Source organism: Tabrizicola sp. YIM 78059, assembly GCF_004959785.1.
Lineage (GTDB): Bacteria > Pseudomonadota > Alphaproteobacteria > Rhodobacterales > Rhodobacteraceae > Tabrizicola > Tabrizicola caldifontis.
On sequence record NZ_SJZH01000003.1, the window covers coordinates 218,747 to 244,445 of the forward strand.

General features: G+C 65.2%; 27 protein-coding genes and 1 tRNA gene. 16 read left to right on the forward strand and 12 right to left on the reverse strand.

Features of this window, described 5'->3' with window-relative positions:
* Nucleotides 1–90: 90 nt before the first annotated feature.
* Nucleotides 91–1,404, reverse strand: a complete 1,314-nt coding sequence (gene miaB, locus EZM81_RS05785) for a tRNA (N6-isopentenyl adenosine(37)-C2)-methylthiotransferase MiaB (protein ID WP_136645106.1) — start codon at nt 1,402–1,404, stop codon at nt 91–93.
* Between the two features lie 120 nt (nt 1,405–1,524).
* Between miaB and EZM81_RS05790 the strand changes: the two genes are divergently transcribed.
* The gene (locus EZM81_RS05790; RefSeq protein WP_135448801.1) at nt 1,525–2,394 is read left to right on the forward strand and encodes a hypothetical protein; all 870 of its coding nucleotides are present in this window, start codon (nt 1,525–1,527) and stop codon (nt 2,392–2,394) included.
* Nucleotides 2,395–2,550: 156 nt separating this feature from the next.
* Here the strand turns inward: EZM81_RS05790 and irrA are convergent, their stop codons facing one another.
* On the reverse strand, nt 2,551–2,961 hold the full coding sequence (gene irrA / locus EZM81_RS05795) for an iron response transcriptional regulator IrrA (protein WP_135448800.1): 411 nt from the start codon (nt 2,959–2,961) through the stop codon (nt 2,551–2,553).
* A gap of 309 nt (nt 2,962–3,270) precedes the next feature.
* On the opposite strand from irrA, the gene fabA reads away from it, so the two are divergent.
* The 3 genes from fabA (at nt 3,271) to EZM81_RS05810 (ending at nt 5,947) form a co-directional block, all read left to right on the forward strand.
* Nucleotides 3,271–3,780 (forward strand): bifunctional 3-hydroxydecanoyl-ACP dehydratase/trans-2-decenoyl-ACP isomerase, encoded by a 510-nt coding sequence (gene fabA, locus EZM81_RS05800; protein ID WP_135448799.1) that lies wholly within the window; start codon nt 3,271–3,273, stop codon nt 3,778–3,780.
* Nucleotides 3,781–3,922: 142 nt separating this feature from the next.
* A complete protein-coding gene (gene fabB / locus EZM81_RS05805; protein ID WP_136645107.1) occupies nt 3,923–5,152 on the forward strand; it encodes a beta-ketoacyl-ACP synthase I in 1,230 nt (409 codons plus the stop codon).
* Nucleotides 5,153–5,158: 6 nt separating this feature from the next.
* Nucleotides 5,159–5,947 (forward strand): enoyl-ACP reductase, encoded by a 789-nt coding sequence (locus EZM81_RS05810; RefSeq protein WP_136645108.1) that lies wholly within the window; start codon nt 5,159–5,161, stop codon nt 5,945–5,947.
* Between the two features lie 156 nt (nt 5,948–6,103).
* Here EZM81_RS05810 and EZM81_RS05815 read toward each other — a convergent pair.
* The 4 genes from EZM81_RS05815 to EZM81_RS05830 form a co-directional block, all read right to left on the reverse strand.
* Nucleotides 6,104–6,177: transfer RNA gene (locus EZM81_RS05815), tRNA-Gly, on the reverse strand.
* Nucleotides 6,178–6,362: 185 nt separating this feature from the next.
* Entirely contained in the window at nt 6,363–7,322 is a 960-nt protein-coding gene (locus EZM81_RS05820) for an alpha/beta fold hydrolase (RefSeq protein WP_136645109.1), read from the reverse strand.
* 3 nt (nt 7,323–7,325) lie between these two features.
* Nucleotides 7,326–8,417, reverse strand: coding sequence for a nitroreductase family protein (locus EZM81_RS05825; protein ID WP_136645110.1), 1,092 nt, complete (start codon nt 8,415–8,417; stop codon nt 7,326–7,328).
* A gap of 152 nt (nt 8,418–8,569) precedes the next feature.
* On the reverse strand, nt 8,570–9,226 hold the full coding sequence (locus tag EZM81_RS05830) for an SOS response-associated peptidase (protein ID WP_136645111.1): 657 nt from the start codon (nt 9,224–9,226) through the stop codon (nt 8,570–8,572).
* A 478-nt stretch (nt 9,227–9,704) separates the two neighbouring features.
* Between EZM81_RS05830 and EZM81_RS05835 the strand changes: the two genes are divergently transcribed.
* The gene (locus EZM81_RS05835) at nt 9,705–10,043 is read left to right on the forward strand and encodes a DUF952 domain-containing protein (protein ID WP_135449163.1); all 339 of its coding nucleotides are present in this window, start codon (nt 9,705–9,707) and stop codon (nt 10,041–10,043) included.
* A complete protein-coding gene (locus EZM81_RS05840; RefSeq protein WP_136645112.1) occupies nt 10,040–11,101 on the forward strand; it encodes a quinone-dependent dihydroorotate dehydrogenase in 1,062 nt (353 codons plus the stop codon). Before EZM81_RS05835 ends, EZM81_RS05840 begins: the two co-directional genes overlap by 4 nt.
* 25 nt (nt 11,102–11,126) lie before the next feature.
* Here the strand turns inward: EZM81_RS05840 and EZM81_RS05845 are convergent, their stop codons facing one another.
* Entirely contained in the window at nt 11,127–13,082 is a 1,956-nt protein-coding gene (locus tag EZM81_RS05845; protein WP_136645113.1) for a methylmalonyl-CoA mutase family protein, read from the reverse strand.
* Nucleotides 13,083–13,270: 188 nt separating this feature from the next.
* Here EZM81_RS05845 and EZM81_RS05850 point away from each other — a divergent pair, with 188 nt between their 5' ends.
* The 10 genes from EZM81_RS05850 (at nt 13,271) to EZM81_RS05890 (ending at nt 22,247) form a co-directional block, all read left to right on the forward strand.
* Nucleotides 13,271–14,605, forward strand: coding sequence for a 1-acyl-sn-glycerol-3-phosphate acyltransferase (locus EZM81_RS05850; protein ID WP_136645114.1), 1,335 nt, complete (start codon nt 13,271–13,273; stop codon nt 14,603–14,605).
* Between the two features lie 129 nt (nt 14,606–14,734).
* Nucleotides 14,735–16,027 (forward strand): crotonyl-CoA carboxylase/reductase, encoded by a 1,293-nt coding sequence (ccrA, locus tag EZM81_RS05855; RefSeq protein ID WP_135449167.1) that lies wholly within the window; start codon nt 14,735–14,737, stop codon nt 16,025–16,027.
* 141 nt (nt 16,028–16,168) lie between these two features.
* Nucleotides 16,169–16,345, forward strand: a complete 177-nt coding sequence (locus EZM81_RS18240; protein ID WP_169052317.1) for a hypothetical protein — start codon at nt 16,169–16,171, stop codon at nt 16,343–16,345.
* Nucleotides 16,346–16,392: 47 nt separating this feature from the next.
* Nucleotides 16,393–17,955, forward strand: a complete 1,563-nt coding sequence (locus EZM81_RS05860) for an ATP-dependent RecD-like DNA helicase (protein WP_136645115.1) — start codon at nt 16,393–16,395, stop codon at nt 17,953–17,955.
* 21 nt (nt 17,956–17,976) lie between these two features.
* Nucleotides 17,977–18,213: an Lrp/AsnC ligand binding domain-containing protein gene (locus tag EZM81_RS05865; protein WP_135449169.1), complete on the forward strand. Its 237-nt coding sequence runs from the start codon at nt 17,977–17,979 to the stop codon at nt 18,211–18,213.
* Nucleotides 18,214–18,239: 26 nt separating this feature from the next.
* Nucleotides 18,240–18,644: a hypothetical protein gene (locus tag EZM81_RS05870; protein WP_136645116.1), complete on the forward strand. Its 405-nt coding sequence runs from the start codon at nt 18,240–18,242 to the stop codon at nt 18,642–18,644.
* A gap of 82 nt (nt 18,645–18,726) precedes the next feature.
* Nucleotides 18,727–19,086, forward strand: a complete 360-nt coding sequence (locus EZM81_RS05875; RefSeq protein WP_136645117.1) for a DUF6455 family protein — start codon at nt 18,727–18,729, stop codon at nt 19,084–19,086.
* 160 nt (nt 19,087–19,246) lie between these two features.
* Nucleotides 19,247–19,951, forward strand: coding sequence for a purine-nucleoside phosphorylase (gene deoD, locus EZM81_RS05880; protein WP_136645118.1), 705 nt, complete (start codon nt 19,247–19,249; stop codon nt 19,949–19,951).
* Complete coding sequence (glyA, locus tag EZM81_RS05885) at nt 19,948–21,267, forward strand: serine hydroxymethyltransferase (RefSeq protein WP_136645119.1); 1,320 nt, start codon at nt 19,948–19,950, stop codon at nt 21,265–21,267. The genes deoD and glyA overlap by 4 nt, the downstream gene beginning before the upstream one ends.
* Nucleotides 21,264–22,247 (forward strand): aldo/keto reductase, encoded by a 984-nt coding sequence (locus tag EZM81_RS05890; protein WP_135449173.1) that lies wholly within the window; start codon nt 21,264–21,266, stop codon nt 22,245–22,247. Before glyA ends, EZM81_RS05890 begins: the two co-directional genes overlap by 4 nt.
* 24 nt (nt 22,248–22,271) lie before the next feature.
* On the opposite strand, the gene EZM81_RS05895 is transcribed toward EZM81_RS05890, so the two are convergent.
* The 5 genes from EZM81_RS05895 to EZM81_RS05915 form a co-directional block, all read right to left on the reverse strand.
* A complete protein-coding gene (locus tag EZM81_RS05895; RefSeq protein WP_136645120.1) occupies nt 22,272–23,147 on the reverse strand; it encodes a DUF1989 domain-containing protein in 876 nt (291 codons plus the stop codon).
* A 111-nt stretch (nt 23,148–23,258) separates the two neighbouring features.
* Nucleotides 23,259–23,453, reverse strand: coding sequence for a hypothetical protein (locus EZM81_RS05900; protein WP_135449175.1), 195 nt, complete (start codon nt 23,451–23,453; stop codon nt 23,259–23,261).
* Between the two features lie 7 nt (nt 23,454–23,460).
* Nucleotides 23,461–24,237, reverse strand: coding sequence for a succinate dehydrogenase iron-sulfur subunit (locus EZM81_RS05905; protein WP_135449176.1), 777 nt, complete (start codon nt 24,235–24,237; stop codon nt 23,461–23,463).
* A gap of 11 nt (nt 24,238–24,248) precedes the next feature.
* Nucleotides 24,249–25,400, reverse strand: coding sequence for a glycosyltransferase 61 family protein (locus EZM81_RS05910; protein ID WP_136645121.1), 1,152 nt, complete (start codon nt 25,398–25,400; stop codon nt 24,249–24,251).
* Nucleotides 25,401–25,402: 2 nt separating this feature from the next.
* Complete coding sequence (locus EZM81_RS05915) at nt 25,403–25,696, reverse strand: hypothetical protein (protein ID WP_135449178.1); 294 nt, start codon at nt 25,694–25,696, stop codon at nt 25,403–25,405.
* Between the last annotated feature and the right edge of the window lie 3 nt (nt 25,697–25,699).

The following is a 25,699-nucleotide window of genomic DNA, read 5'->3' on the forward strand; positions in this document are numbered from 1 at the left end:
AGTTCCTTGCGTCGGCCGGGCGCTTTCGTGCCGTTTCCATGCGATTGCAGGCTGGGGCATGCCGATCTGCAACAGTCGCGCCGCCAGGGTTCAGTCCGCCAGCAGCTCTGCCGCCAGCGAATTCGGTGCAGATCCGGTGACCCGCACCCGCACCAGTTGTCCGATTCGGCCAGCGGGGTCCTGAACATGTACCGCGTGCAGATGATCGGACTTTCCCACCATCTGCCCGGGCTTGCGGCCGGGCTTTTCATACAGCACCGCGACCTCGCGTCCCACCATCGCCTGCTGAACGGTACGCTGTTGTGCGGTAATCAGCGCCTGCAGCTCCTGCAGGCGCGCATCCGCCACCTCGGCCGGGACCGGGGTCTTTTCCGCAGCAGGAGTGCCTGGCCGGGCGGAATACTTGAAGCTGAAGGCCGCGCCAAAGCCCACTGCCCGGATCAGATCCAGCGTGGCCCGGAAGTCGGCGTCCGTTTCACCGGGGAAACCCACGATGAAGTCGGAACTCAGCAGGATGTCCGGCCGCGCGGCGCGGATGCGTTCGACCAGCCGCAGATAGGCTTCGGCCGTGTGCTTGCGGTTCATCGCCTTCAGGATCCGGTCGCTGCCCGACTGCACCGGCAGATGCAGATAGGGCATCAGCTGCGGCAGGTCGCCATGAGCCGCGATCAGGTCGTCGTCCATGTCGTTCGGGTGGCTGGTGGTGTAGCGTAGCCGATCCAGACCCTCGATCCGGGCCATCTCGCGCAGCAGTCGGCCAAGACCCCACGTCCCCCCCGGCCCCTCGCCGTGATAGGCGTTGACGTTCTGGCCCAGCAACGTGATCTCGCGCACGCCCTGTGCGACCAGCTTGCGCGCCTCGTCCAGAAGGCGCGCGACCGGCCGGCTGACCTCGGCCCCGCGGGTGTAGGGGACGACGCAGAAGGCGCAGAACTTGTCGCAGCCTTCCTGCACGGTCAGGAAGGCCGTTGGGCCACGCAGCGCACGGCGTTCGGGCAGATGGGCGAACTTGTCCTCGACCGGAAATTCGGTGTCCACCACCCGGCCCCGGGCCTCGACCATGGCGGGCAGGCGGTGATATGCCTGCGGACCGACGACCAGATCGACCATGGGGGCACGGCGCAGGATCTCTTCGCCCTCTGCCTGGGCGACACAGCCGGCGACGCCGATCTTCATCTCCGGTTTGTCTGCCTTCAGCGCGCGCAGGCGGCCAAGGTCGGAATACAGCTTCTCGGACGCCTTTTCGCGGATGTGGCAGGTGTTCAGCAGGACCAAGTCTGCCTCCTCCACCACATCGGTCGTGACATAGCCCTGCGCACCCAGGGCTTCCGCCATGCGCTCGCTGTCATAGACGTTCATCTGGCAGCCGTAGGTCTTGACGAAAAGCTTCTTCACGTCGGTCATGGGCGGGTCTCCGGGAACCTGCGGCTTCTACCCCGAAACCGCCCTGCCCCGCAACCGACCACCCTTGCATCCCTGCCAAGGATAGCCGAGTCTGCCGTCCGCCCCCGGACCCTGACCCAGATGCGCTATCCAACGCTTGCCGCCCTGCTTGATTCCAAGGCCTCCCAGATGGCGAAAGGCCCCCTGTCGATCGTCATGGCCGAGGACGAGGTCGAAATCGCCAGCACCATTGCCCACCAGCTGAAATGCGGTTTCCGCAACGTCATTCTTCTGGCGCCCGAGGGCATCGGGTTGCCGCCTGATCACGACGAGCGCATCCATATCGTTACGCACGACGTCTTTGCCGAGGCCGCCCTGCCCAATGCCGTGAACGCGATGATGGACCGCGTGGCCGGCGCCTGGGTCCATTACTGCTACAACACGGAATATCTGTTCTTCCCCTTCTGCGAAACGCGCCGCATCGGCGAGATGCTGGCCTTCCATGCCGAGGAACGGCGCGAGGCGATGCTGACCTATGTCATCGATCTTTATGCCGGCGATCTGACTGCCCAGCCGGATGCGGTCTCGCTTGGGGATGCGTGGCTGGACAAGTCTGGCTACTATGCGCTTGCACGGAAGGATCCGGCGCGGAACTGGCAGCCGAAGGAACGCCAGATGGATTTCTTCGGCGGCCTGCGCTGGCGGTTCGAGGAACATGTCCCCCGGACCCGGCGCAGGATCGACCGCATCTCGCTGTTCCGGGCAAGGGCCGGTCTGCGCCTTTCGCCAGACTTCACCCTGAACGATGAGGAAATGAACACCTATTCCTGCCCCTGGCACCACAACCTGACAGCGGCAGTCTGTTCCTTCCGCGCGGCCAAGGCTCTGCGCGCGAACCCCGGCTCGCGCGATGCGATCCAGACGTTCCGCTGGCGCAACTCGGTGCCGTTCGAGTGGCACAGCCAGCAGCTCATGGACCTTGGCCTGATGGAACCCGGCCAGTGGTTCTGACCTCTCAATCGCGACGCAGCGTCATCCTGGCATCACGGAAACGTGACAGGTGGCGCAGGGCAACGACTTATGCCATATGTGATAGAAGGTGGCCGTGCCATCTGGTGGCAGTCAACGGTGCGGGTGGGGGAAACTCCGCCCTTTTTCCGTTGCGGGTCAGGCCTTGCGCAGGCGGATCACGACATCGACCCGCGCCACTTCCATTCCTTCCGGCACCTTGGGAAGAGCGGCAATCTCCAGCTCTTCCGCCGGGGCGTCCGTCAGCATGTTGCTGTCTTCCCAATAGAAATGCGGATGGTCGTCGGTGCGGGTGTCGAAATAGCTTTTCGCCCCATCGACCACGACCTCGTTGATCAGCCCGGCATCGCAGAAGGCACGAAGCGTGTTGTACACGGTGGCAAGACTGACCTTCTCACCCGATTGGCGGGACAAGGCATACAGGCTTTCGGCAGTGACATGCCGGTTCTCGCCATCACCGATCAGCAGTTCGGCCAAGGCAAGCCGCTGGCGCGTGGGGCGCAGCCCCCCCGCCTTCAGCCAATCTGCCAGATGGTCCGTGCTGTTCACGCGACTGTCCTGCGGATGTTACATGTCACTGCATATAGGGCGGCGGCCCCCGGAACTTCAACGGAAATCCGCGGCCCCTGCGGTCACAAGGCTGCAAACACGCAGAAAACGGTTTGCATGATTGCGCCCCGCAGCAGTGCGAAACGGCAGTCCCGGCGGCATCCATCCCCCGGGGCCCGGGCCGCCTTCGGCTGAGGAGGAAGCCGGGGCTGCGACATTTCCACCCCTTCCGGCGCATGGGCGCCAGACTTGCCACCCTTCCGCACCGGATGCTAGGGAGGGGGAACTGACCCGGGGGGACCACAAGGTATGGCGTCGTATCCGACCTACTTCGACAAGGAAGCACTTCTGGCCTGTTCGCGGGGTGAGCTATTCGGCCCCGGCAACGCCCAGCTTCCCGCCCCGCCGATGCTGATGATGGACCGGATCACCGACATCTCGGAGGACGGGGGCCTGCACGGCAAGGGCCATGTCGTGGCCGAATTCGACATCACCCCGGACCTGTGGTTCTTCGAATGCCATTTCCCCGGCAACCCGATCATGCCGGGTTGCCTTGGGCTTGATGCGCTATGGCAACTGACGGGCTTCAACCTGGGATGGCGGGGCTGGCAGGGGCGCGGCTATGCGCTGGGGGTGGGTGAGGTCAAGCTGACCGGCATGGTGCGCCCCGACCGCAAGCGGCTAACCTATCATGTCGATTTCACCAAGGCATTGCAGACCCGTCGGCTGACCATGGGCGTGGCCGACGGGCGCGTAGAAGCTGATGGGGAAACGATTTACCTCGTCAAGGACATGAAGGTCGCACTCAGCGAGGCGTGACGGTCGCCCGAAGCAACCTGCTGCCTTGCCGAACAGCACCGCGCAGCTGCCCGCAAGTGCGGATGGGCGGATCCGGCCGCAACCTCCTTGCCCCCCTCCTCCCTCTCCCGTAAACAGGCGGAAGCTTACCAAGGGAGGCCAAATGCGCCGCGTCGTCATCACCGGGATCGGGATCGTCTCTTCAATCGGCAATTCCGCTGCCGAGGTCGAGGCCAGCCTGCGCGCCGGCAGGTCCGGCATCGTCTTTGCCCCCGACTATGCCGAACACGGCTTCCGCTGCCGGGTCCATGGCGCGCCGAACATCGTGCTGGAAGAACACATCGACAAGCGCGACCTGCGCTTCATGGGGGACGGCGCGGCCTACACCTTCATCGCCATGCAGCAGGCGGTGCAGGATTCGGGTCTGTCGCCCCAGGACATCTCGAACGAACGCACGGGCATCATCGTCGGCTCGGGCGGCCCTTCGACCAAATCCTTCTTCAAGGCACACAACATCGTCCGCGAAACCGGCAGCCCGAAGCGGATCGGCCCCTTCGGCGTGACCAAGGGCATGTCCTCGACCGTGTCGGCCTGCCTTGCGACGCCGTTCAAGATCAAGGGCGTGAACTATTCGATCACCTCGGCCTGCTCGACCAGCGCCCACTGCATCGGCAACGGAACGGAACTGATCCAGATGGGCAAGCAGGACATCGTCTTTGCCGGCGGCGGCGAGGAACTGGACTGGACGCTCTCCTGCCTGTTCGACGCGATGGGGGCGATGTCGTCGAAATACAACGACACGCCGGAACGCGCCTCGCGCACCTATGATGCCAACCGCGACGGCTTTGTCATCGCCGGCGGCGGCGGCATCGTCGTTCTGGAGGAACTGGAGCACGCCTTGGCCCGCGGCGCGAAGATCTATGGCGAAGTCACCGGCTATGGCGCCACATCGGATGGGCACGACATGGTCGCCCCCTCGGGCGAGGGGGGCGAGCGGGCCATGCGACTGGCGCTGTCCACGCTGCCCGAAGGTCGCAGGATCGACTACATCAACAGCCATGGCACCTCGACCCCCGTCGGCGACGTTATCGAGGTCGAGGCGATCCGCCGCGTCTTCGGCCGGGGAAAGACGCCGCCCATCGCCTCGACCAAATCCCTGACAGGTCACTGCCTGGGTGGAGCTGGCGTGTGGGAGGCGATCTTCTCGCTGATCATGATGAACGGGAATTTCATCGCCGCCTCAGCCAATGTCGAAACGCTGGACCCCGACCTGGACGAGGGCGAGATCGTGACCACGATGCGCGACAATGTAGAGATCGATTCCGTCCTGTCGAACAGCTTCGGTTTTGGCGGCACCAACGCCACCCTCGTCATGTCGAAATATCTGGGGTAACGCATCATGGCAGACCTCATGAAGGGCAAGCGCGGGCTTGTCATGGGCGTGGCGAACGACCGGTCGATCGCCTGGGGCATCGCCTCGGCACTGCATGCGGAAGGCGCGGAACTGGCCTTCAGCTATCAGGGCGAAGCATTTGGCAAGCGAGTGCAGCCGTTGGCGGCCTCGGTGGGGTCGGATCTTCTTCTGGATGTCGACGTGACGAACGAGGCCAGCCTTGACGCCTGCTTCGCCGAACTTGGGCGCCGCTGGGGAAGCCTGGATTTCGTCATCCACGCCATCGCCTATTCCGACAAGACGGAACTGACGGGTCGCTTCATCAATACGACCAAGGGCAACTTCCTGAACTCGCTGAACATTTCGTGCTTTTCGTTCATTGACATTGCCCGCCGGGCCGAACCGCTGATGCCGAACGGCGGTAGCCTGGTGACGCTGACCTTCCAGGGATCGAACCGCGTTTCGCCGAACTACAACGTGATGGGCGTGGCCAAGGCCGCACTGGAATCGGCCACCCGTTACCTGGCCAACGATCTGGGGCCGCAGAAGATTCGCGTCAATGCGATCTCTCCCGGGCCAATGAAGACGCTGGCGGGATCGGCGATCGGCGGCGCCCGGGCGACCTTCCGGCATACCGAGGAAAACGCCCCCCTGCGCGCCAATGCGACGCTGGAGGCGATCGGCGGCACGGCGGTCTGGCTTTGTTCCGACTACGGCGCCTGCACGACGGGCGAGATCGTCCATGTCGATGGCGGCTATCACGCGCTGGGCTTCCCGCAGGCGGAAAACCTCTGACAGCGCCGTTCCTCGTTCGGCGTCGTTACCTTGTCGTCAAACCGCCGCGCCCAGGCGTGCCGCCACTTATAAGTCGCCTGGGCGATGGCTGGTCCGTCTCCAGATCCAGAGTCGACAGATCCAGAATGGGTCGCGCCAGTCTTCGGGGGAAGGGTCTGGAGCGGGCGGCGGGAATCGAACCCGCGTCTCTAGCTTGGAAGGCTAGGGTCTTACCATTACACAACGCCCGCGCTGCACCCGCTAGGTATGCGGACTGATCCGCTTCGTCAAGGCGGCACACCTACTGACCGTACAAGTGCATGCGTTCAAGACACGCGCCCAGCCTGCGAAACAGGCAACCTGCGGCGATCCAGGCAAACCGGCACCCCGGGGGAAACACGGACCGGATGCGGCACAGCGATGCCGTGGCCTTCGGCTACGGACCCTGGACACGGAGGAAGCGTGCAATCCGGTCAGCAACGGCATCGTCACGGCCCAGCCAGATGTGTCCCCCGGTTGGAAAGACCTCCAGCTCGGAATGCGGAATGCGTTCCGCCAGAAGGCGCGCGGTGGCGGCAGTTCCGAACCGGTCATCCTCGCAGGACAGGATCAGAGTCGGTGCGACAATAGCCTCGTGCTTGGCAGTCGTCGGGGCACCGGCCCAGAAGGCATCGTTCTTCAATCCGGCAACCTTGCGGCTTACAGGAAAGATCTGGTCGAGGATCGCCTGCGCCCGCTGCCGCTCTGCGTCAGACACCTGATCCAGCAGCGCCGGGTCGGTGGCCAGCAGGGTGGCCATCATCTGCCCCGGCGCCAGCCGCGAAACCGCCCAGAAGCGGAAGTCCGACCCCAGAACAAGATCCACTGCCACCTGTTGCAGCGCGCTGAACTCCACGGGATCGCGGTTGGTCAAGTTCGCCGCCGGCACCAACAGCCCCAGATGCGAGCAGCGCTGGGGGTGACGCAGGGCGAATTCCGCCGCCGTCAAAGCCCCGGCCGACCCACCCAGGATCGGAAGGCGGTCGATGCCCAGATGGTCAAGCAGCCCGGCCAGCACATCTGCCTGGCTGGCGGGCGAGGCGTCCTCGGGAAAGGCACTTCCCAGATAGCCGAAGCGTGACGGCGCGACGATGCGAAAGCCGCGGCGCCGCAGGCCTGCCGCGAACAGAAGCCCCTGATCGAAGCCGCCACCGGTACCGTGAATCATCAGAACCGGCTGGCCATCGCCTGCCACTGCGAACTCCAGCGGCCCTGCCGGGCTGTCGATCACCTGCCCCTGCGCAAAGAGCCGGTTTCCTGCCTGTGCCCTGGCCTCGCGGAAGGCCCCTGCCGCAAACGCCACGCCTGCCAGCGCCCCGCCGGCCAACCCCAGAAGCACTGTGCGTCGGACCGCCATCCCCTAGGCCAGCACCGCGCTGACCGGGCGGCGCAGCGACATCGGCAGCGCAGGCGCGCGGCCGAACCGGACCACCAGATCGGGCCGGACCTCCGGCATGCCCAGCCAGCGCGCGAACTCTGCCCGGACCTGGGACACCTCCACCGGCTGGTTGACGTGCGCCGTGCGGATGCCCAAGGCGGTCGCTTCCAGGGCAAAGCGCTGAAAGCTGCGCCCGACCCTGATCCAGTGCTGCGGGTCGGCCGCTGCGCCGATGAAGACCGCCACCCCGGCCGAGGACCGGATCTGCGCCCGATACTTGTCGTTTTCGCTGTCCTTCCTGAAGACAAGGGGAAACATGCGCCTGCCGATCCACTCTGGCATGACCGGGTTGCCGGAACAGGCGGCGAAAAGCCCGTCGCCGGTCTCGACCGCACGCGCAGAGCTGAATCGGATCCAGTCCGCCAGTTCCTGCACGAAGGCCGGGTCATCCATCTGCGCGCTGTTGCCGGCAACCACGAAATCCAGAATCGCGTCGCGGTCGGCAGCATCGGTGAAGATCAGAACCGTCACGCCCTCTTCCCGCGCCGCCGCTTCAAGACGTGCAAGATCTGCGGCCGAGACCGGCTGCCCGTCATAGATCGATCGCGTGGACTGGCGCAGCGGGATCGCCTGGAAAAGATCCTGCCGCCCCGGCTGCGCCGATGACAGCGCAATGTCGATCTTCGGATCGGCCCCGGGTCCGATGACAACTTCACCGTGCCGGCCCAGTGCCGCCGCCGCGATGACCAGATTTTCAGTCGCACAGCCCAGACTTACGAACAGGTGGTGGTCGTCCGGATCCACCACCGCCGTCCGCCGCGACGGATCGGGCAGGATGCTGACGTTCTGGCCGTCAAGCCGGAACCGCCACGGCTGCGTGTTGTGACCATTGGCAGCCAGCGTGGCCATGCGGACCAGTTCTTGCACCGTCGCATCGCCGGCCGGAAGCCGCCGCTGCTGCTCGACCGTAGCCTGATAATCGCCCATGCGCGGCCAAAGACTGTAGCCGGCAGCGCCCGCTGCGGCGAGGACAAGTCCACTTCCCACCACGGTTCTGCGCGACAGCATGGTCATCACCTTGTCCTTCCGCTTGTCAGGCGGAAAGTCTCGGCCGCGTCACGGCCGAACGCCATGACATGGGTCAAGCGACCCGAAATCGCGCAAGTCGCCGGGACCTATCCCGTTCCGCCAGCATCGCCGGGGCAGACGACAGGCTCCCGCCTGCCTCAGGCCGCGATCGGCTCGATCAGGCCGGGACCCGAGGCCCGGTTCGAGTTTACCGCCGTCCCCACCCGGTAGGGGCGGGTCAACACCCCTTGGGCCGAGGCGCGCATCAGCACCGCCGCCCCGTGGCCGGCCTCGCCAAGCCAGAGGGGCCAGTCTTCCCGTTCCAGCACCACGGGCTCGCGGTGGTGGATTTCGGCCATCCCAGGACCGGCCTCGGTCGAGATGATGGCAACCGTATCCATGTCCCCCCAACGCTGCCAGACCCCGGCCAGCGCCATCGGCAGGCCATCTGCGCGGGTGAAATACCAGGGCAGCCGCACGCCGCCCTCGCCCTCGCTCCATTCGTAGAAGCCGCTCGCGGGCACGATGCAACGCCTCTTGCGGATCGCCTCGCGGAAGGCCGGCTTCGTCGCCACCGTATCCGACCTTGCGTTGATGATCAGCGGCCCGTCGTTCGGCGCCTTGTACCACTTGGGTATGAACCCCCAGCGCATCGCCCGAAGCCGCCTTCTGCCGCCTTCGGAGGTGACCACCGCCACCGCATTCGTCGGGCAGACGTTGTAGTTCGGCACAGGCGGCAGGTCATTGCCGGGCACGGCATCGAACAGCGCGGCCAGCGCCTCGGTGGGATAGGTGATGGTGAACCGGCCACACATGTGCCCGAGGCTAGCGCGGTCCGGGCCATCGCGAAACCCCTGCCACGGGAAGGCGCTTCCCTGCCCGCGGTTTTGGGAAAGGCGGTGTTGCCAGGTGTTCGAATTCCGCCAGCTGCGCACGCAGGCAAAGGAAAGGCACGGGCCACCTTCGCCAGGAGGCCGGCCGTCACGTCTGCCATGTCCGGCCCGAAATCATGGGGATTGGCCGCGCCGATGAAGCTGCGGCGGTCGCGATGGCAGTGAAGGGCTCGATCCAGGCATGGTGAACGCGGATGCGGATGGCATGCAGTGTGCAACTGGCCCATGCCAGCCGGACAGAAAGGCGCCAATGGCCCGAAACGAAAAAGCCTGTGGATCGTTGTTCGCCGTTCCTGTCGGCCGGATCATCGGAAGACGGTTGATACTGGTCGCTTTGCCCAACACGGCGCCATCTGCCCGGTGGGTTGACCCAATGGCCGCGACGGGGCAAAAGCGGCGCATGCTGATCCTGAAGATCTTCCGCCGCCCAGAATGGGACGCCTTCCGCGCCGCAGGCGAGACACGGGGGGCGCCGGTGGATCTGGCCGACGGCTACATCCATTTCTCAACCCCCTCACAGGTGGCCGAGACAGCGGCGAAATGGTTTGCGACCGAAAGCGATCTGGTGCTGGTGGCCTTTGACGCCGACCGCCTGGGTCCGGCCCTGAAATGGGAACCCTCGCGCGGTGGGCAGCTGTTCCCCCACCTTTACCGGCCGCTGCGGATCGAAGAGGTCGTCTGGGACAAGTCCCTTCCGCTTGGCGCGACAGGCCACATCTTCCCCGAGGGCCTGCTGTGAGCCTTCTGGAACGCGCGGGCCTTGCGCTGCTGCATCGGCTGGACCCCGAACGCGCCCACGCCCTGTCACTGGTGGCGCTGAAAGCCGGCCTTGTGCCGCTTCCCGGCCCGGTGACCACACCCCGGCTGGCCACGATGCTGGCCGGGCTGGAGCTTCCGAACCCCGTGGGGCTTGCCGCGGGTTATGACAAGAATGCCACCGCCATCCGCCCGCTTTCGCGTGCGGGGTTCGGCTTCATCGAGGTCGGCGCCGCCACCCCGCTGCCCCAGCCGGGCAACCCCAGGCCTCGCCTGTTCCGGCTGACCGAGGACCGGGCCGCGATCAACCGCTTCGGCTTCAACAACGATGGTGCCCAGGCGATCGCCCGGCGTCTTGCCGCGCGTGTGCGGACGCAGGTGCCGGTGGGGCTGAATCTCGGTGCGAACAAGACCAGCGACAACCGCGCCGCAGACTTCGCACGCGTGCTGGCCACGTGCGGCCCGCATGTCGATTTTGCAACCGTCAACGTCAGCTCTCCAAACACCGAGAAACTGCGCGACCTGCAAGGTTCCGCTGCCTTGGCGGCCCTCCTCGCGGGCGTAATGGAGGCCCGCGCCGACCTGCCCCGGCCTGTTCCTGTTTTCCTGAAGATCGCCCCCGACCTGACCCAGGACGAACTGGCCCAGCTTGCCGAGGTCGCCCTTGGCTCTGGCATTTCGGGCATCATCGCCACCAATACCACGCTGTCGCGCGAAGGTTTGAAATCTGCAAGCCGGGACCAGCAGGGAGGCCTGTCCGGGGCGCCGTTGTTCGAAAGGTCCACCAGGATTCTGGCGCAACTGTCCCGGCTGACCGAGGGGCGGTTGCCGCTGATCGGGGTCGGGGGAATTGCTTCGGCCCAGGACGCCTATGCCAAGATCCGCGCGGGCGCTTCCGCCGTGCAGCTTTATACGGCCATGGTTTACCAGGGCCTGTCGCTGGTGCCGCGCATCGTGCGCGGCCTCGACGCGCTGCTGGCCCGCGACGGCTTTGCCAGCGTTGCCGATGCGGTTGGCACCGGGCGCGACGAATGGATATAGTCCGGCGCCCCTTCGGCGGCAGAGGCTATTCGGCAGCGACAGGGGCGGGATCGGCAAGCGCCACAAGATCCAGCATGATCCGGTTCAGCTGGAAATCCTTGGGGGTATAGACTCGGGCAACACCCATGGCCTGCAATGCACGGGCGTCTTCGTCGGGGATGATGCCTCCGACCACAAGCGGTGTCCGCGACAAGCCAGCCTGGCGCAGCAGGTCCAGTGTCTCGCGGATCAGCGGCAGATGGCTGCCCGACAGGATCGACAGACCGATGACATCCGGCCGCTTGTCGGTGGCAGCGGCGACGATTTCGGCGGGTGTCAGACGGATGCCGTCGTAGGTGATCTCGAAACCGCAGTCGCGGGCGCGGGCGGCGATCTGCTCGGCGCCGTTGGAATGGCCATCCAAACCGGGCTTGCCCAGCAGCAACCGCAGCGGGCGCCCCAGTTTCGCTGAAACAGCGGCGACGGCCTCGCGCACCGGCTCCAGCCCCTCGGTGCGGTTCGAGGGGTGGGATGAGACGCCGGTGGGCGCCCGGTATTCACCGAAAAGCGCCCGCATCGCCCCGCCCCATTCACCTGTGGTCACACCCGCCTTCGCGCAGGCGATCGAAGCTGGCATGATGTTGTCGCCCGATTGTGCCGCCTGCCGCAGCGCGGCAAGGGCTTCGGCGACCTTGGCCGGGTCTCGGCTGGCACGCCATTCGGCCAGCCGGGCGCACTGGTCGGCTTCGGCCTGCGGGTCGGCCTGCATGATCGCGCCTTCCCCCGTGGCCAGTGGCGAAGGTTCGGTGGTGGTGAACCGGTTCACACCGACGACGGTCGTCTCGCCGGACTCGATCTTCGCCAGACGCTCGGCATTGGCCTCGACCAGGCGGGATTTCATGTAGCCAATGGCCGCGACCGCCCCGCCCATGGCGTCGATGTGAGCGAGTTCTTCCAGCGCGCCGGCCTTGAGTTCGTTGACCTTGCGCTCGATGGCAGGGTTGCCGTCGAAGAGGTCATCGAATTCCAGAAGATCAGTCTCGTAGGCCAGGATCTGCTGCATCCGCAGCGACCATTGCTGGTCGAAGGGACGCGGCAGGCCCAGCGCCTCGTTCCAGGCCGGAAGTTGCACGGCGCGGGCGCGGGCGTTCTTCGACAGGGTGACGGCCAGCATCTCCAGCAGGATGCGGTAGACGTTGTTTTCGGGCTGCTGCTCGGTCAGGCCCAGCGAGTTGACCTGCACGCCATAGCGGAAGCGGCGGAACTTCGCGTCCGTGATGCCATAGCGTGTTTCCAGGATCTCGTCCCACAGCGCCACGAAGGCGCGCATCTTGCACATCTCGGTAACGAAACGGATGCCGGCATTGACAAAAAACGACAGTCTGCCCGCCATTGCGGGGAAATCTTCGGCCGGGACTTTCACTTTCAGATCATCGAGCACCGCGCAGGCGGTGGCGAGCGCGAAGGCCAGCTCCTGTTCCGGCGTCGCCCCGGCCTCTTGCAGGTGGTAGGAACAGACGTTCATCGGGTTCCACTTCGGCAGATGCTTGCCCGTGTAGGCCGCAACATCGTTGATCAGCCGCAAGGAGGGCTCAGGCGGAAGGATATAGGTGCCGCGGCTGAGGTATTCCTTGATGATGTCGTTCTGCACGGTGCCTTGCAGCTTGGAGATGTCGGCACCCTGTTCCTCGGCCACCGCAATGTAGAGCGCCAGAAGCCAGGGGGCGGTGGCGTTGATCGTCATCGAGGTGTTCATCTGTTCCAGCGGGATGTCCCGGAACAGGGTGCGCATGTCACCCAGATGCGCGATCGGCACGCCGACCTTGCCGACCTCGCCGCGCGCACGGGGATCGTCCGAGTCGTAGCCGGTCTGAGTGGGCAGGTCGAAGGCGACGGAAAGCCCGGTCTGCCCCTTGTCCAGGTTGGTGCGATACAGCGCATTCGAGGCTGCAGCCGTGGAATGGCCGGCATAGGTGCGGAACAGCCAAGGTTTCTCGGACATGGGGCCTCGCGAGTCGGTCGGGTAATTTTGTTGCGCTCATGACGGCATACGCGACAGATCATGCCAATGTCAATCGCTGCACTGCGGCGACACTTCCTTTGCCGTCCTGCCTTGCAGCCGCAGGGTATGCGCGCCCGGATGCGGAAGAAGCCATCGACGCGGTTTCCGGTTTCGGGCAGTGTGGGTGAATGTTCGGCACGGTCGCAGTTCCGGTCTGGCTGCTGATCCTGATCCTCGGTTTTGCGGCGATCAGCTTTGCCACGCATTTCCTGTTCCCCTCGGTCCGCTGGTTCTTCCGCCGCAGGGCAGAACGCGCACTGATGCAGCTGAACGCGCGGCTCGACCGCAAGATCGATCTGTTCAAGCTGGCGCGGCGCTCCCACATGGTGGCGCGGCTTGCCTATGACCGGCAGGTGGTCGAAGCGGCCATGGCCCATGCCGCGGCAACCGGTGTGCCTGGCGAGGTCGCCCTTGAGGAGGCACGGCGCTATGCGCGCGAGATCGTGCCCGCCTTTTCGGCGACGCTCTACTTCGGCTTTGCCACACGGGCTGCAAAATGGCTGAGTCGGTTGCTTTATCGTGTACGGGTCGGCAAGGTGGACGAGCGGCTGGGCCAGCTGGATCCGAAGGCGACGATCATCTTCGTGATGAACCACCGGTCGAACCTGGACTATGTGCTGGTCACCTGGCTGGTCGCGGAGCGTGCGGCGATTTCCTACGCTGTGGGAGAGTGGGCGCGTGTCTGGCCGCTTAGCGCGATGATCCGGGCGATGGGGGCCTATTTCATCCGGCGCGGCAGCCGCAATGCGCTCTACCGCAAGGTTCTGGCGCGCTATGTGCAGATGGCGACCGCCGAGGGCACGACGCAGGCTCTGTTCCCGGAAGGCGGGCTGAGCCTTGATGGCCGTGTCGGGCCGGCCAGACTGGGGCTGCTTCACTATATCGTCGAGGGTTTCGACCCGGCAGGACGTGACGTGGCCTTCGTGCCGGTAGGCCTTGCATACGACCGGGTGCTGGAGGACCGTGTCCTGGTCGAGGCGGCCGCAGCCGGCGGAAGGCAGTTCAGAAACCGACCGTTCTGGGTGGCCTGGCATGCCGCCCGGTTCCTTTGGGCGCGGTTCAGGGGGCTGACACAGGGCTTTGGCACGGCGGCGGCCGGGTTCGGGGCGCCGGTCAGCCTGCGGGCCCATCTTGCCGAGGGCGGAACGGTCGAGACGCTGGGCGCGCGGCTGATGAGGGCGATCGCTGCGGTGGTGCCCGTGCTGCCGGTGCCGCTGGTGGCAAAGGCGATTGGCGATGGGGCGGCAAGCCGTGACGAGCTGCAGGATCGTGTCGCAACCCTGGTCGCGCGCTTGCAGGCGGCCGGGGCGGTCCTGAAGCTTCCGCCCCAGGGGCTGGCTGCCATCCTGAACGAGGGACTGACGCCGCTGATCCGCCGCGGGCTGGTGACCGAGGGCCTGCAGCCGGTGGCAACGGAACGTGCGCTTCTGGCATTCTATGCTGCTTCGGTACCGGAAGTTTAGGTCGCCGCACCGCGGCAGACATAAAATTACAAAATGTCTAATCAGACTATTGCAATATTGCGCGCAAGAATATTATCTGCCGCCATAGGCGCGGCGATTCTGCGGCGCGGCAACCATCTGGAGGCTGAGGTGGCTTTGGATACGCAAAATGCTCCGGTGATCTACGACGCGCCGAAGAAGGACCTTTACGAACTGGGCGAGATGCCGCCGCTCGGGCATGTACCGGCCAGGATGTATGCCTGGGCAATCCGCCGCGAACGGCACGGGGCGCCGGATCAGTCTTTCCAGGTCGAGGTTGTGGATACCTGGAAGATCGACAGCCACGAAGTCCTGGTCATGGTGATGGCGGCGGGCGTCAATTACAATGGCGTCTGGGCAGGACTGGGCCAGCCGATCAGCCCCTTCGACGGCCACAAGCACCCCTACCACATCGCCGGGTCGGACGCGGCTGGTATCGTCTGGGCGGTCGGCGACAAGGTCAAGCGCTGGAAGGTCGGCGACGAGGTGGTGATCCACTGCAACCAGGACGATGGCGATGACGAGGAATGCAACGGCGGCGACCCGATGTTCAGCCCCACCCAGCGCATCTGGGGCTATGAGACGCCGGACGGCAGCTTTGCCCAGTTCACACGGGTCCAGGCCCAGCAACTGATGCCACGTCCGAAACACCTGACCTGGGAGGAATCGGCCTGCTACACGCTGACGCTGGCCACGGCCTACCGGATGCTCTTCGGGCATGAACCCCACGACCTGAAGCCGGGCCAGAACGTGCTGGTCTGGGGGGCCTCGGGGGGCCTCGGGTCCTATGCAATCCAGCTGATCAACACGGCCGGGGCCAATGCGATCGGGGTCATCAGCGACGAATCCAAGCGCGATTTCGTTCTGGGCCTGGGCGCCAAGGGCGTCATCAACCGCAACGAATTCAAATGCTGGGGGCAACTGCCCAAGGTGAACTCGCCCGAATACAACGAATGGCTGAAGGAGGCGCGACGCTTCGGCAAGGCGATCTGGGACATCACCGGCAAGGGCGTGAACGTGGACATCGTCTTCGAACATCCGGGCGAGGCGACCTTCCCGGTGTCATCCCTGGTCTGCAAGAAGGGCGGCATGGTGGTGATCTGCGCCGGAACCACCGGGTTCAACTGCACCTTCGACGTCCGCTACATGTGGATGCACCAGAAACGCCTGCAGGGTAGCCATTTCGCACATCTGAAGCAGGCCAGCGCCGCCAACAAGCTGATGATCGAACGCCGGCTCGACCCGTGCATGTCCGAAGTCTTCCCATGGGCCGAAATCCCGAAGGCGCACACACTTATGTGGAAGAACCAGCACAAGCCCGGAAACATGGCCGTGCTGGTGCAGGCGCCGCGCACGGGGCTGCGCACCTTCGAGGACACGCTCGAAGCCAGCCTCGGCCGATAAGGCGCGCCCATTAATCTGCGGTTTACCGCCGCGGGACTATCTGTGTTCGGGTGGGCCAGCAGCCGCCGGCCCATCCCGCATCGAACCTTCGACGGGGTGGGCCCTGCGGCGGCCCGCAAATCCAAGCGTCCCGAGGGGGTCATGCGCCACGACTGGATCTTCGACGTGCTCTCGGACCTGCAGGACTATGCTTGGCAAAACGATCTGCCGGATCTGGCGCTGAAGGTTGAAGAGGCGCTGGCAGTCGCCCTGCGCGAGGTCGAGGTTGCGCCCGAACCGCCCGCCCTGACACTTTCCCTGCCCCGCCGCGCGCATTAGGCCCGGCGGGCCTACCGCTTGACGCATCCCGCGGCTATGGTGGCGCGATGCATCCCCCGGCGCTTCAGTTTTCCGACGATCAGGCCGAAGCCTACGATTGCCTTGCCACCGCCTTCCGCGGGGCAGGCATCGATCTGGTCGAGGGCGAACTGTCCCCGATCAGCGAGGGTCGGGCCACCGTCATGGCGGTGATCGGCAAGGCGGGCTCTGGCAAGACCATGCTTCTGGCCGAGCTTTACAGGGGGCTGCGGTCGGCCGGGGTCGAGGTAATCTCGGGCGACTACGAAGGGCGCAAACGCAAGGACCGCCGGACCCTGGCGATCCTTGCCCCCACCAACAAGGCCGCCAGCGTCCTGCGGCTGCGCGGGGTGCCGGCGACCACGATACACCGCATCCTCTACACCCCGGTCTACGACCCGGAATACGAGAAGATCGCCGAATGGCTGGCCGGAACGGGCACGCGGCCGGTGATCGACAGCCTTGCCATTGCGGGGCTGACGGATCTGGCGCTTGACCGGGCACAGGCCTTCTACCAGCAGGTGGCCAGCATCCCCGGCGCGCTGGCGGCGGCGGGGCTCAAGGGGTCGGACTTCATCAAGGGCTGGAAGCGGCGCGAGGAACCCCTGGACGTGGGCTTCGTCGATGAAAGCAGCATGCTGGACGAACGCCAGTTCGACGACCTGCGCGAGATCTTTCCGACGCTGGTTCTGTTCGGTGACCCGGCGCAGCTGGCCCCGGTAGGGCAGTCGGGGCAGATGGTGTTCGACCGCCTGGCCGAAGGACAAAAGCTGATCCTGCATCGCATCCACCGCCAGACGCTGGACAACCCGATCCTCGACCTGGCCCATGCGCTGGGCGATGAACGGCTGGATTTCGAGGATTTCGAGGCCCTCGTCCAGGAAACGGCGCGTCGGGATGGCCGGGTGGTCTGGGCAGAACGTGTGGAGGCGCAGCTGATGGCACGTTCGCCGGTTCTCGTCTGGCGGAACGCGACCCGCGTGCGACTGATCCAGGCTTTCCGCAATGCCTACGGCGCGCCTGAGGACCGGCTTCTTCCGGGCGAGCCCCTGATCTGCGACGGGATCGAACTGCCGCTCAAGCACCGCAAGAAGCGCATCGACCTTGAAGCGCGCGGCCTGATCAAGGGCGCGCAGGTGATCTATCTGGGCGAGGGTAACCGCGAGGGTTTTGCCCGCCTGCATGTGGTGGGGGCAGAAGAGCCGCAGGTTTCGGCGGCCTCGATCATCAAGATCGAGAAACCGGACGAGGAGGAACCCTTCATCCCCCATGCGGCGCGGATGGGCGCTGCCTTTCTGCACGGTGCGGCGGTGACGATCCACAAGGCGCAGGGCAGCCAGTGGGACGAGGTGCAGGTCTTTGCCCCCGACCTTTACGCCGCCGCCCAGTCAGGCCGCAGCGAGGCGGGGGTGCCCTTGTGGAAACGGCTGGCCTATGTCGCGATCACCAGGGCGCAGACCCGGCTGTTCTGGGTCGTGCGCAACCGGCTGGCTCGGCCCACCGCGCCCCTGACCGTGGATGATCTCAGGCGCGAACCAGCCCCTCTGAGCCTGACCGAGGCTTCCCCTTCCGGTGCAGGGGCCTTAGGATGACCATGCAAGAAGGAGGGTCCGATGGCCTTGGTATTCGTCCAGTTCCGCTGCACTCCGGGCATGACCTATCAGGTCGCCGATGCGATCTGGGATCGTGAGGTGGTCAGCGAACTGTATTCCACCAGCGGCGACTACGACCTGATCGCCAAGGTCTACATCCCTGACGATCAGGACGTCGGCCATTATCTGTCGTCGCGGCTTTTCGACATTCCCGGCATCCAGCGCACGCTGACCACGATGACCTTCAAGGCATTCTGACCCCCAGTTCGACCCGAGGGCCCGCCATGCATCGCCTGCTTGCCGTGTTTCTTGTCGCCAGTCCCGCCCTTGCCCAGGATCCGTCCTGGCCGGCCGAGTTCAACAGGGTAGTCAGCGAATCCGCCGGTTTCTGCGAAGGTGAATTCAGCCTTGCCGAAGGCACGGTGACCCGGATCGATCTGAGCGGCGACGGGATGCCGGACTGGCTGCTGGATACGGCGGGCTTCACCTGTTCGACCACGCCCTCGCTTTACTGCGGCATCCTGGGGTGCACCGTCTATACCGAGATCGATGGCGCGATCGGCATGCTGACCCTGAAATCGTGGGAGGTGGTTACAGAACAGGGCGAAACCTTCCTGACTGCGCCGGACCAGCAGGGCCAGCCCATCCGCTACCGCTGGACAGGGACCGACTGGGAACAGCCGGACTGATCCTGTCTGCTTGACCCACATCAATCCGGCCAGGCCCCGACCCTGCTAGGATGTCTGCGTCATCCGCAGCAGGGCCACGCCAATGTTCGACCGCATCCGCTCTCTCCTCCACCGGCTGCATCAGGTCAGCGAGGCCGAGGCCCTGACCGATCGTGACCTTGAGGATCTGGGCATGACCCGCGCTCAGGTTCTGGACTTTCTGCGCATGCCGCAGGACATCACCGAACGCGTCACCGCCATGGGCGCAATCTTCGGCGTGCCCGAGACCGAACTGAAACGCAACCATGCCCAATGGGTTGAACTGCTGACAGTCTGCGGCCACTGCGCGGAACGGGGCGCCTGCGCTCGGGTTCTCGACATGGGCGACATGGCAGACCCCGCGGCCATCGACTTCTGCAGCAATCGCGCGTCCTTCCTCGCTCTTGCGCCGCACGGCGCCTGACAGCGAAGCCCCCTTGCGCTGCTCGCCGACCGCCGCCTTAATGGGGCGCGGGTCGGTCTTGCGCCTTCAGACGGGGCAGACAGAAGGACGATCCGATCAAGACACAAAGATCTTCAGGGCTTTCATGGACTTGGCCATGGCGCCCGAAGCCGGGGGAATCATGACCGTCCACATCGGCGCCAAGCCGGGCGATATTGCCGAAACCGTTCTGCTGCCAGGCGACCCCTACCGCGCGCGCTGGGCGGCGCAGACCTTCCTGCAGGACGCGGTGCAGGTGAACGAGGTGCGCGGGATGCTGGGCTATACCGGCACCTGGCGCGGGCACAGGGTCACCATTCACGGTTCGGGCATGGGCATGCCCTCGCTGTCGATCTACGCCAACGAACTGATCCGCGACTATGGTGCCAGGACGCTGATCCGCGTGGGGTCGGCCGGTGCACTGCCCAAACATGTCAAGGTCCGCGACGTGATCCTGGCGCAGGCCGCCTCGACCGTAGGCTCGCCCTCGCGCACGATCCTGCGCGAGCTGAACTTCGCCCCCTGCGCCGATTTCGGCCTGCTGTCAAAAGCCTATGCCGCAGCCACTGCGATGGGCACGCCTGTCCACGTCGGCGGCATCTATTCGTCGGACACCTTCTACGACGAACGCCCAGACCTGACCGAGCAGCTTGTTCGTCACGGCTGCCTTGGGGTAGAGATGGAGACTGCCGAACTTTACCTGCTTGCCGCGCGGCATGGTGCCCGCGCGCTGGCCGTCCTTACCGTTTCGGACCACATCGCCACCGGCGAGGCGCTGCCGTCGGACCAGCGCGAGACCAGCTTCGGCGACATGATCAGGATCGCCCTGGAGGCCGCATTCGCATGACCCGCCTCGTCCCCCGCCCCTGGGTGCCGCAGACCTGCGAAACCCACATCCAGCGCCTTGCCGCGGCAGCAGCCAGCCCCTCGGCGCAGGTTGCGGCCCGGATCGGGCAACTTATCGACCGAAATCAGGAAATCCACGACCGCGACTGTTTCAACCTGAATCCTGCGACCAACGTGATGAACCCCCGGGCCGAAGCGGCGCTGGCCCGGGGCCTCGGGTCGCGCCCATCGCTGGGTTATCCCGGCGACAAGTATGAAATGGGGCTTGAGGCGATCGAGGAGATCGAGGTCATCGCCGCCGAACTTGCCGCCGAAATCTTTGATGCGGGCCATGCCGAAATCCGCGTCGGCTCTGGCGCGCTGGCCAATCTGTACGGGTTCATGGCTCTGGCGAAACCTGGCGACAGCATCATCGCCCCGCCCGCCAGAATCGGTGGACATGTTACGCACCATGCGGCCGGCTGTGCGGGGCTCTATGGGCTTACGACCCATCCGGCCCCCATAGATGCCGATGGCTATACCATTGATCTTTGTGGCCTTCGCGACCTTGCCCATGCGGTTCGGCCAAAGGTCATAACCCTTGGCGGCAGCCTGAATCTCTTTCCGCATCCGGTGGCCGAGGTTCGCAAGATCGCCGATCAGGTCGGCGCGAAGGTCTTGTTCGACGCTGCCCACCAATGCGGCATCATCGCCGGGCGTGTCTGGGCGAACCCGCTGACCGAAGGCGCACATCTGATGACGATGAGCACTTACAAATCCCTGGGCGGCCCCGCGGGCGGACTGATCGTGACGAACGATGCCACCATCGCCGAACGTCTTGACGCTATCGCCTTCCCCGGCCTCACCGCAAATTTCGACGCCGCGAAATCGGCGGCACTGGCGCTGACGCTTCTTGACTGGCGCGACCATGGGGCTGCCTATGCCCGGGCCATGGTGGATCTTGCGCGCGCTCTGGCGCAGGAACTGGTCAACCTTGGTCTGCCAGTCTTTGCCAGCGACAGGGGGGCCACCACCTCGCACCAGTTCGCGATCGAGGCTGCGGCCTTCGGTGGTGGTCAGGCGGCCTCCAGAACCCTGCGCAAGGCCGGGTTCCTTGCCTGCGGCATCGGCCTGCCCCTGCCCGAGGTGCCGGGCGACATGAACGGTTTGCGCATCGGCACGCCCGAACTTGTCCGCCGGGGTGTCACCCCAGCGGATGCGCCCGAACTTGCCGCGCTGATCGCCGAGGCCCTGCGGTCCAACGCCCCCGAAACCATCGCCCCCCGGACCCGCGCGCTGCGGGCCCGGTTCCAGGGCCTGCATTACGTGAACGCATGAAGACCCGTCGTCTTGGCCTGAACGGCCCCGAGGTTTCCGCACTTGGCCTCGGCTGCCTGTCCTTCGGTGGCATCTTCGGCCCGACGACCGAGGACGAAAGCCTGCGAACCCTTGATGCCGCCTGGGACCATGGGATCAATTTTCTTGATACGGCAAACGGTTACGGAAAGGGTCTCAGCGAATCGATCATTGGCAAGTGGCTGAGGACGCGTGGCCACCGCCCCCACATCGCCACCAAGGCCGCATTCACCGACGACCCCGCCCGCCGCGTCGACAACCGGCCAGAGCATATGCGCACCGAACTGGAAGGCTCGTTGCGGCGGCTTGGGGTGGATCATGTGACGCTTTTCTACGCCCACCGTCACGACCCGCAGATCCCAGCCGAAGACCTTGCAGGAACCATGCAGCGCTTGCACGAGGAGGGTAAGATTCTGGGCTACGGCCTGTCGGAAATCGGCCCCTATACGCTGGAACGCGCCCATGCGGTTCACCCGGTCATGGCAGTGCAAAGCGAATATTCGCTGTGGACACGCCAGCCCGAACTGGGTCTGATCCAGCGGTGCGCCCAGCTTGGCGTTGCCTTCGTGCCGTTTTCTCCGCTGGCCCGCGGGGTCTTCGGCACACCGATGGCCGATCCGGCAACCTTCCCGCCGGGGGAATTCCGCACCCGCATTCCCCGGTTCTACCCTGAAAACTGGCCGCACAACCTTTCGAAGCTGCAAGCCTTCCACCATATGGCCAGAAGCCGCGGCTTTGACCCCGCGGCGCTGGCCCTGGCATGGATTCTGGATCGCGGCCCGCATCTGATCCCGATCCCGGGCACCCGTACGGCCGAACACCTGAAGGCATGGATCCTTGCGCCCGAAATCGACCTGTCCGATGACGACCGGGCCGAGATCGACCGCATCCTGCCAGTCGGCTGGGCCTGGGGCGACCGCTACGATGACCCGCAGGCAGCGACGGTCGAGCGGTATTCCTGACACCGCGACCACCGAGGAAGGCCGTCAGGGACGACGAGCGGCGCCGTGGCTGCGGTCATAGGGGTTGGCCCCCGGCGGGGCCCATCCGACTGGCGGCGCCTTCGGCCGGAAAACCTGCACCAGCAGCGGATGGCAGGCTGCGGCGTCCGATGAATGTTCGGTCGAACAATCCCCGCCCGGGCAGGCGGAAAGAGCCCCCAGAAGGTCGATTTCTGCCATGAATTCAAGATAGTCGCCCGGACGCACCGGGCTTGCCTTCATGAAATACTGGCCCGTGTCGCGGGTGAAGCCGGTGCACATGAAGACATTCAGCACGTCATGCACGTGCAGTTCCGCCGCATGCAGCGGCAGACCGGCATGCGCCGCCACGGCGCGGGTCAGATTGGAATGGCAGCAGTGGTGATACTGCTCCCCGCCGGACAGAAGCGCATGGGTATAGGGATCGCATCGGGTGCCAATCACATCATGCACGCTGCCGCCGAAGGCGTCGAAACCATACCAGTCCAGCGTATCCTTGGTGATCGTCGCCATCGGCCGAAGGTAAGGCAGGCAGGACCACATCCTGTCGCCGGTGGACAGATGCGTGCCATGCAGCGCCCGCGTCTTTCCGGAAAAGAACCGCTCGGCCAGGTTGCCCGCCGCGAAAAGGTTCAGATCGCCCACCTGCGGGCCTTCCACGCTGACAATGCGGAAGAAGTGGCCGGCCGACACCTCGAAGCAACGCGCCTCGCGCGGGGGAACCAGCACTTCGTCGATCAGGCTCCAGCCCTCGCGCGCGGCGCGGTAGGCAAAGAGGTCGGGGCGCGGCAGGCCCCCGACCGGATAGCAGATCACGGGGGCAACGGCCTTGCGGGCTTCGGCATCGGCGGGGGCGGGGTGTTCGGGGCGGTCGGGCTTCATGACCGCAGACTTGCCGGGAACCGGCCCCGCCGCAAGCGCCGATTTCTTCGAAGAAATCGGCACAAAGCCTCCAAGGGCTCCGGTGCGGAGTTTTCGAAAACTTCGCCCCCCTTACCCCCTTGCCCGCAGGCAATCCTTGGGTTCGCGCCCCCGCGCCTCGGCCCCGCAGACCACGCAACGCCAGTAATCAGGCGCTACGCGGCGGTCCTGCCGCCAGCGGCAGTCGCGCGTCAGGGTCGTGGTTCGCCACCGGTGCCAGAGATAGAGATAAACTCCGACCGCCAGGATCAACAGGATCAGCGGCACGTGAGAATCACACCACCCGCTCGACCATCATCTTCTTGATCTCGGCGATCGCCTTGGCCGGGTTCAGCCCCTTCGGGCAGGTCTTGGCGCAATTCATGATCGTGTGGCAGCGATAGAGCTTGAACGGGTCTTCCAGCTGGTCCAGCCGTTCCCCCGTGGCTTCATCCCGGCTGTCGATGATCCAGCGATAGGCATGCAGCAGCGCGGCGGGGCCAAGATAGCGGTCCGAGTTCCACCAGTAGCTCGGGCAGGATGTGCTGCACGAGGCACACATGACGCATTCATAGAGCCCGTCCAGCTTCTTGCGATCCTCGATCGACTGCCGCCATTCCTTGGCCGGGCGGTTGGTCTTCGTCTCCAGCCAGGGCATGATGCTGGCGTGCTGGGCGTAGAAATGCGTGAGGTCCGGGATCAGATCCTTGATGACCGGCATGTGCGGCAGCGGGTAGATCTTCACGTCGCCCTTGATCTCGTCCAGGCCATAGATGCAGGCCAGCGTGTTGATGCCGTCGATGTTCATCGCGCAGGAGCCGCAGATCCCTTCGCGGCAGGACCGGCGGAAGGTCAGCGTCGGGTCGATCTCGGTCTTGATCTTGATCAGCGCATCCAGAACCATCGGCCCGCAGCTGTCCATGTCGACGAAATAGGTATCGACTCGCGGGTTTTCGCCGTCATCGGGGTTCCAGCGGTAGATCTGGAACTTGCGCACGTTCTTGCCTTCAGGCTTAGGCCAGGTCTTGCCGGTGCGGATCTTGGAATTCTTGGGCAGGGTGAACTGAACCATGGATCAGCCTTTCAATGGATCGCCGGGGCAGCGGCAGCGTCGGCAGCCAGCCCCGGCGGCGGGTCAAGGTCAAGGTCGGCCAGCATGTCCAAGTTCTCGACATGCTGTTTCAGGGAGGTCGGGTTGGCCGTCATCCAGCCGGCCAGATCATTGCTTACGGCTTGGCGATAGGCGGCATCGTCCCAGTGCGGGCGCAGGTCGATGCCCAGCCCGGCAAAGACGTGGAAAAGGATCTCGACGTCGTAAAGCGCAACTTCCAGGTCGGGCCGACTGCCACGCGTTTCGGTCGCACAGCCCAGCCGTCCTGCTAGCACCTGATGGTATGCAAGACGCGTGCAGCGCGGTGCAAGCTGGCAGCGTGCCGTATTACGCAGCGACCGGCGCCGCAGGACATGGATTTCCTGCCGCACCCGACCGATAAGGGTCCGACCATGCAACGCCGAGCCTTCCGAGAAAACCAGGATTTCGGCGCCTGCGTAGAGCGCAAGTTGGGAACGGATTGGCAAGTTGCCGGGGTCCACGACCGGCACACCCAACCGCGAGAGCAGCCCCGCAAGATAAGCCTCGCCGGCATGTCCGCCACGACCAGACGCCACCATCCCGGCCCGGGTCACGAAAACCAGCCGGTTGGGCACGGGCCGAAGGCTGTTCAGCCGGACCCTCTCTTCCAGAAGGTCCAGATATTGCGGCGACGTTGGCACGCCGCCCAGCATCTCGCCCTGGGCCGCGACATGAAGTTCCCGTACCAGAACGGGCGAGGTTACCAGATGGACGCGATCTCGCGGCACACCGTGCCAGTCCAGCACATCCCAGACGTGAAGCGGAATGCGGCCAACATCTGCACCAGGTTCGATGGTAAAGAGGAACAGATCCCGGGGCCGATCGCGCACCGATTGCGGCAAGCGGGTCAGATGCTCGGCCACGAGGTGGCCGAACTGGTGGATCAGATACCCACCCCAGACGGCTGGCTCGTCGATCATGGCGGCTTGCACAGGCATGGGCGCCGGGCGGTCCGATGGCCGACCGTCACGACAGTGCCTCGCGCTGACCTGGGCATCGAAGGAATGCCAGATCGGGCCGCCGATCGGCACCGATCGTCGCACCTTGCCGACCGGAACCACAGCCACATCGCGGAACAGCTGCATGGGCGCGAGGCCGGTCATCCCTACCCCTTCCAGCCCGGCATCTGGCCAAGCGGCCGCGACGGCGGTTGGCCGGTCTTCTGCTGGACACAAAGTTCGAATACCGCCGCAGGGTCCCGTCGCAGCAGGAAATCAGACGAGACCTCAAGCTCGATTGCGCCAGCGGTCTTGCCATTCGATCCAACCCCGACGCTTACCTCGCCGCGCGGCTGCTGGGCCAGCCGGGCACGCTCAAGGCACTGCCGCTCCGCCTCGGCCATCGACATCGATCCGCAGGCGGCCAGAAAGGAAAGAACCAGAAAGGCAAGGCGTTTCATGTG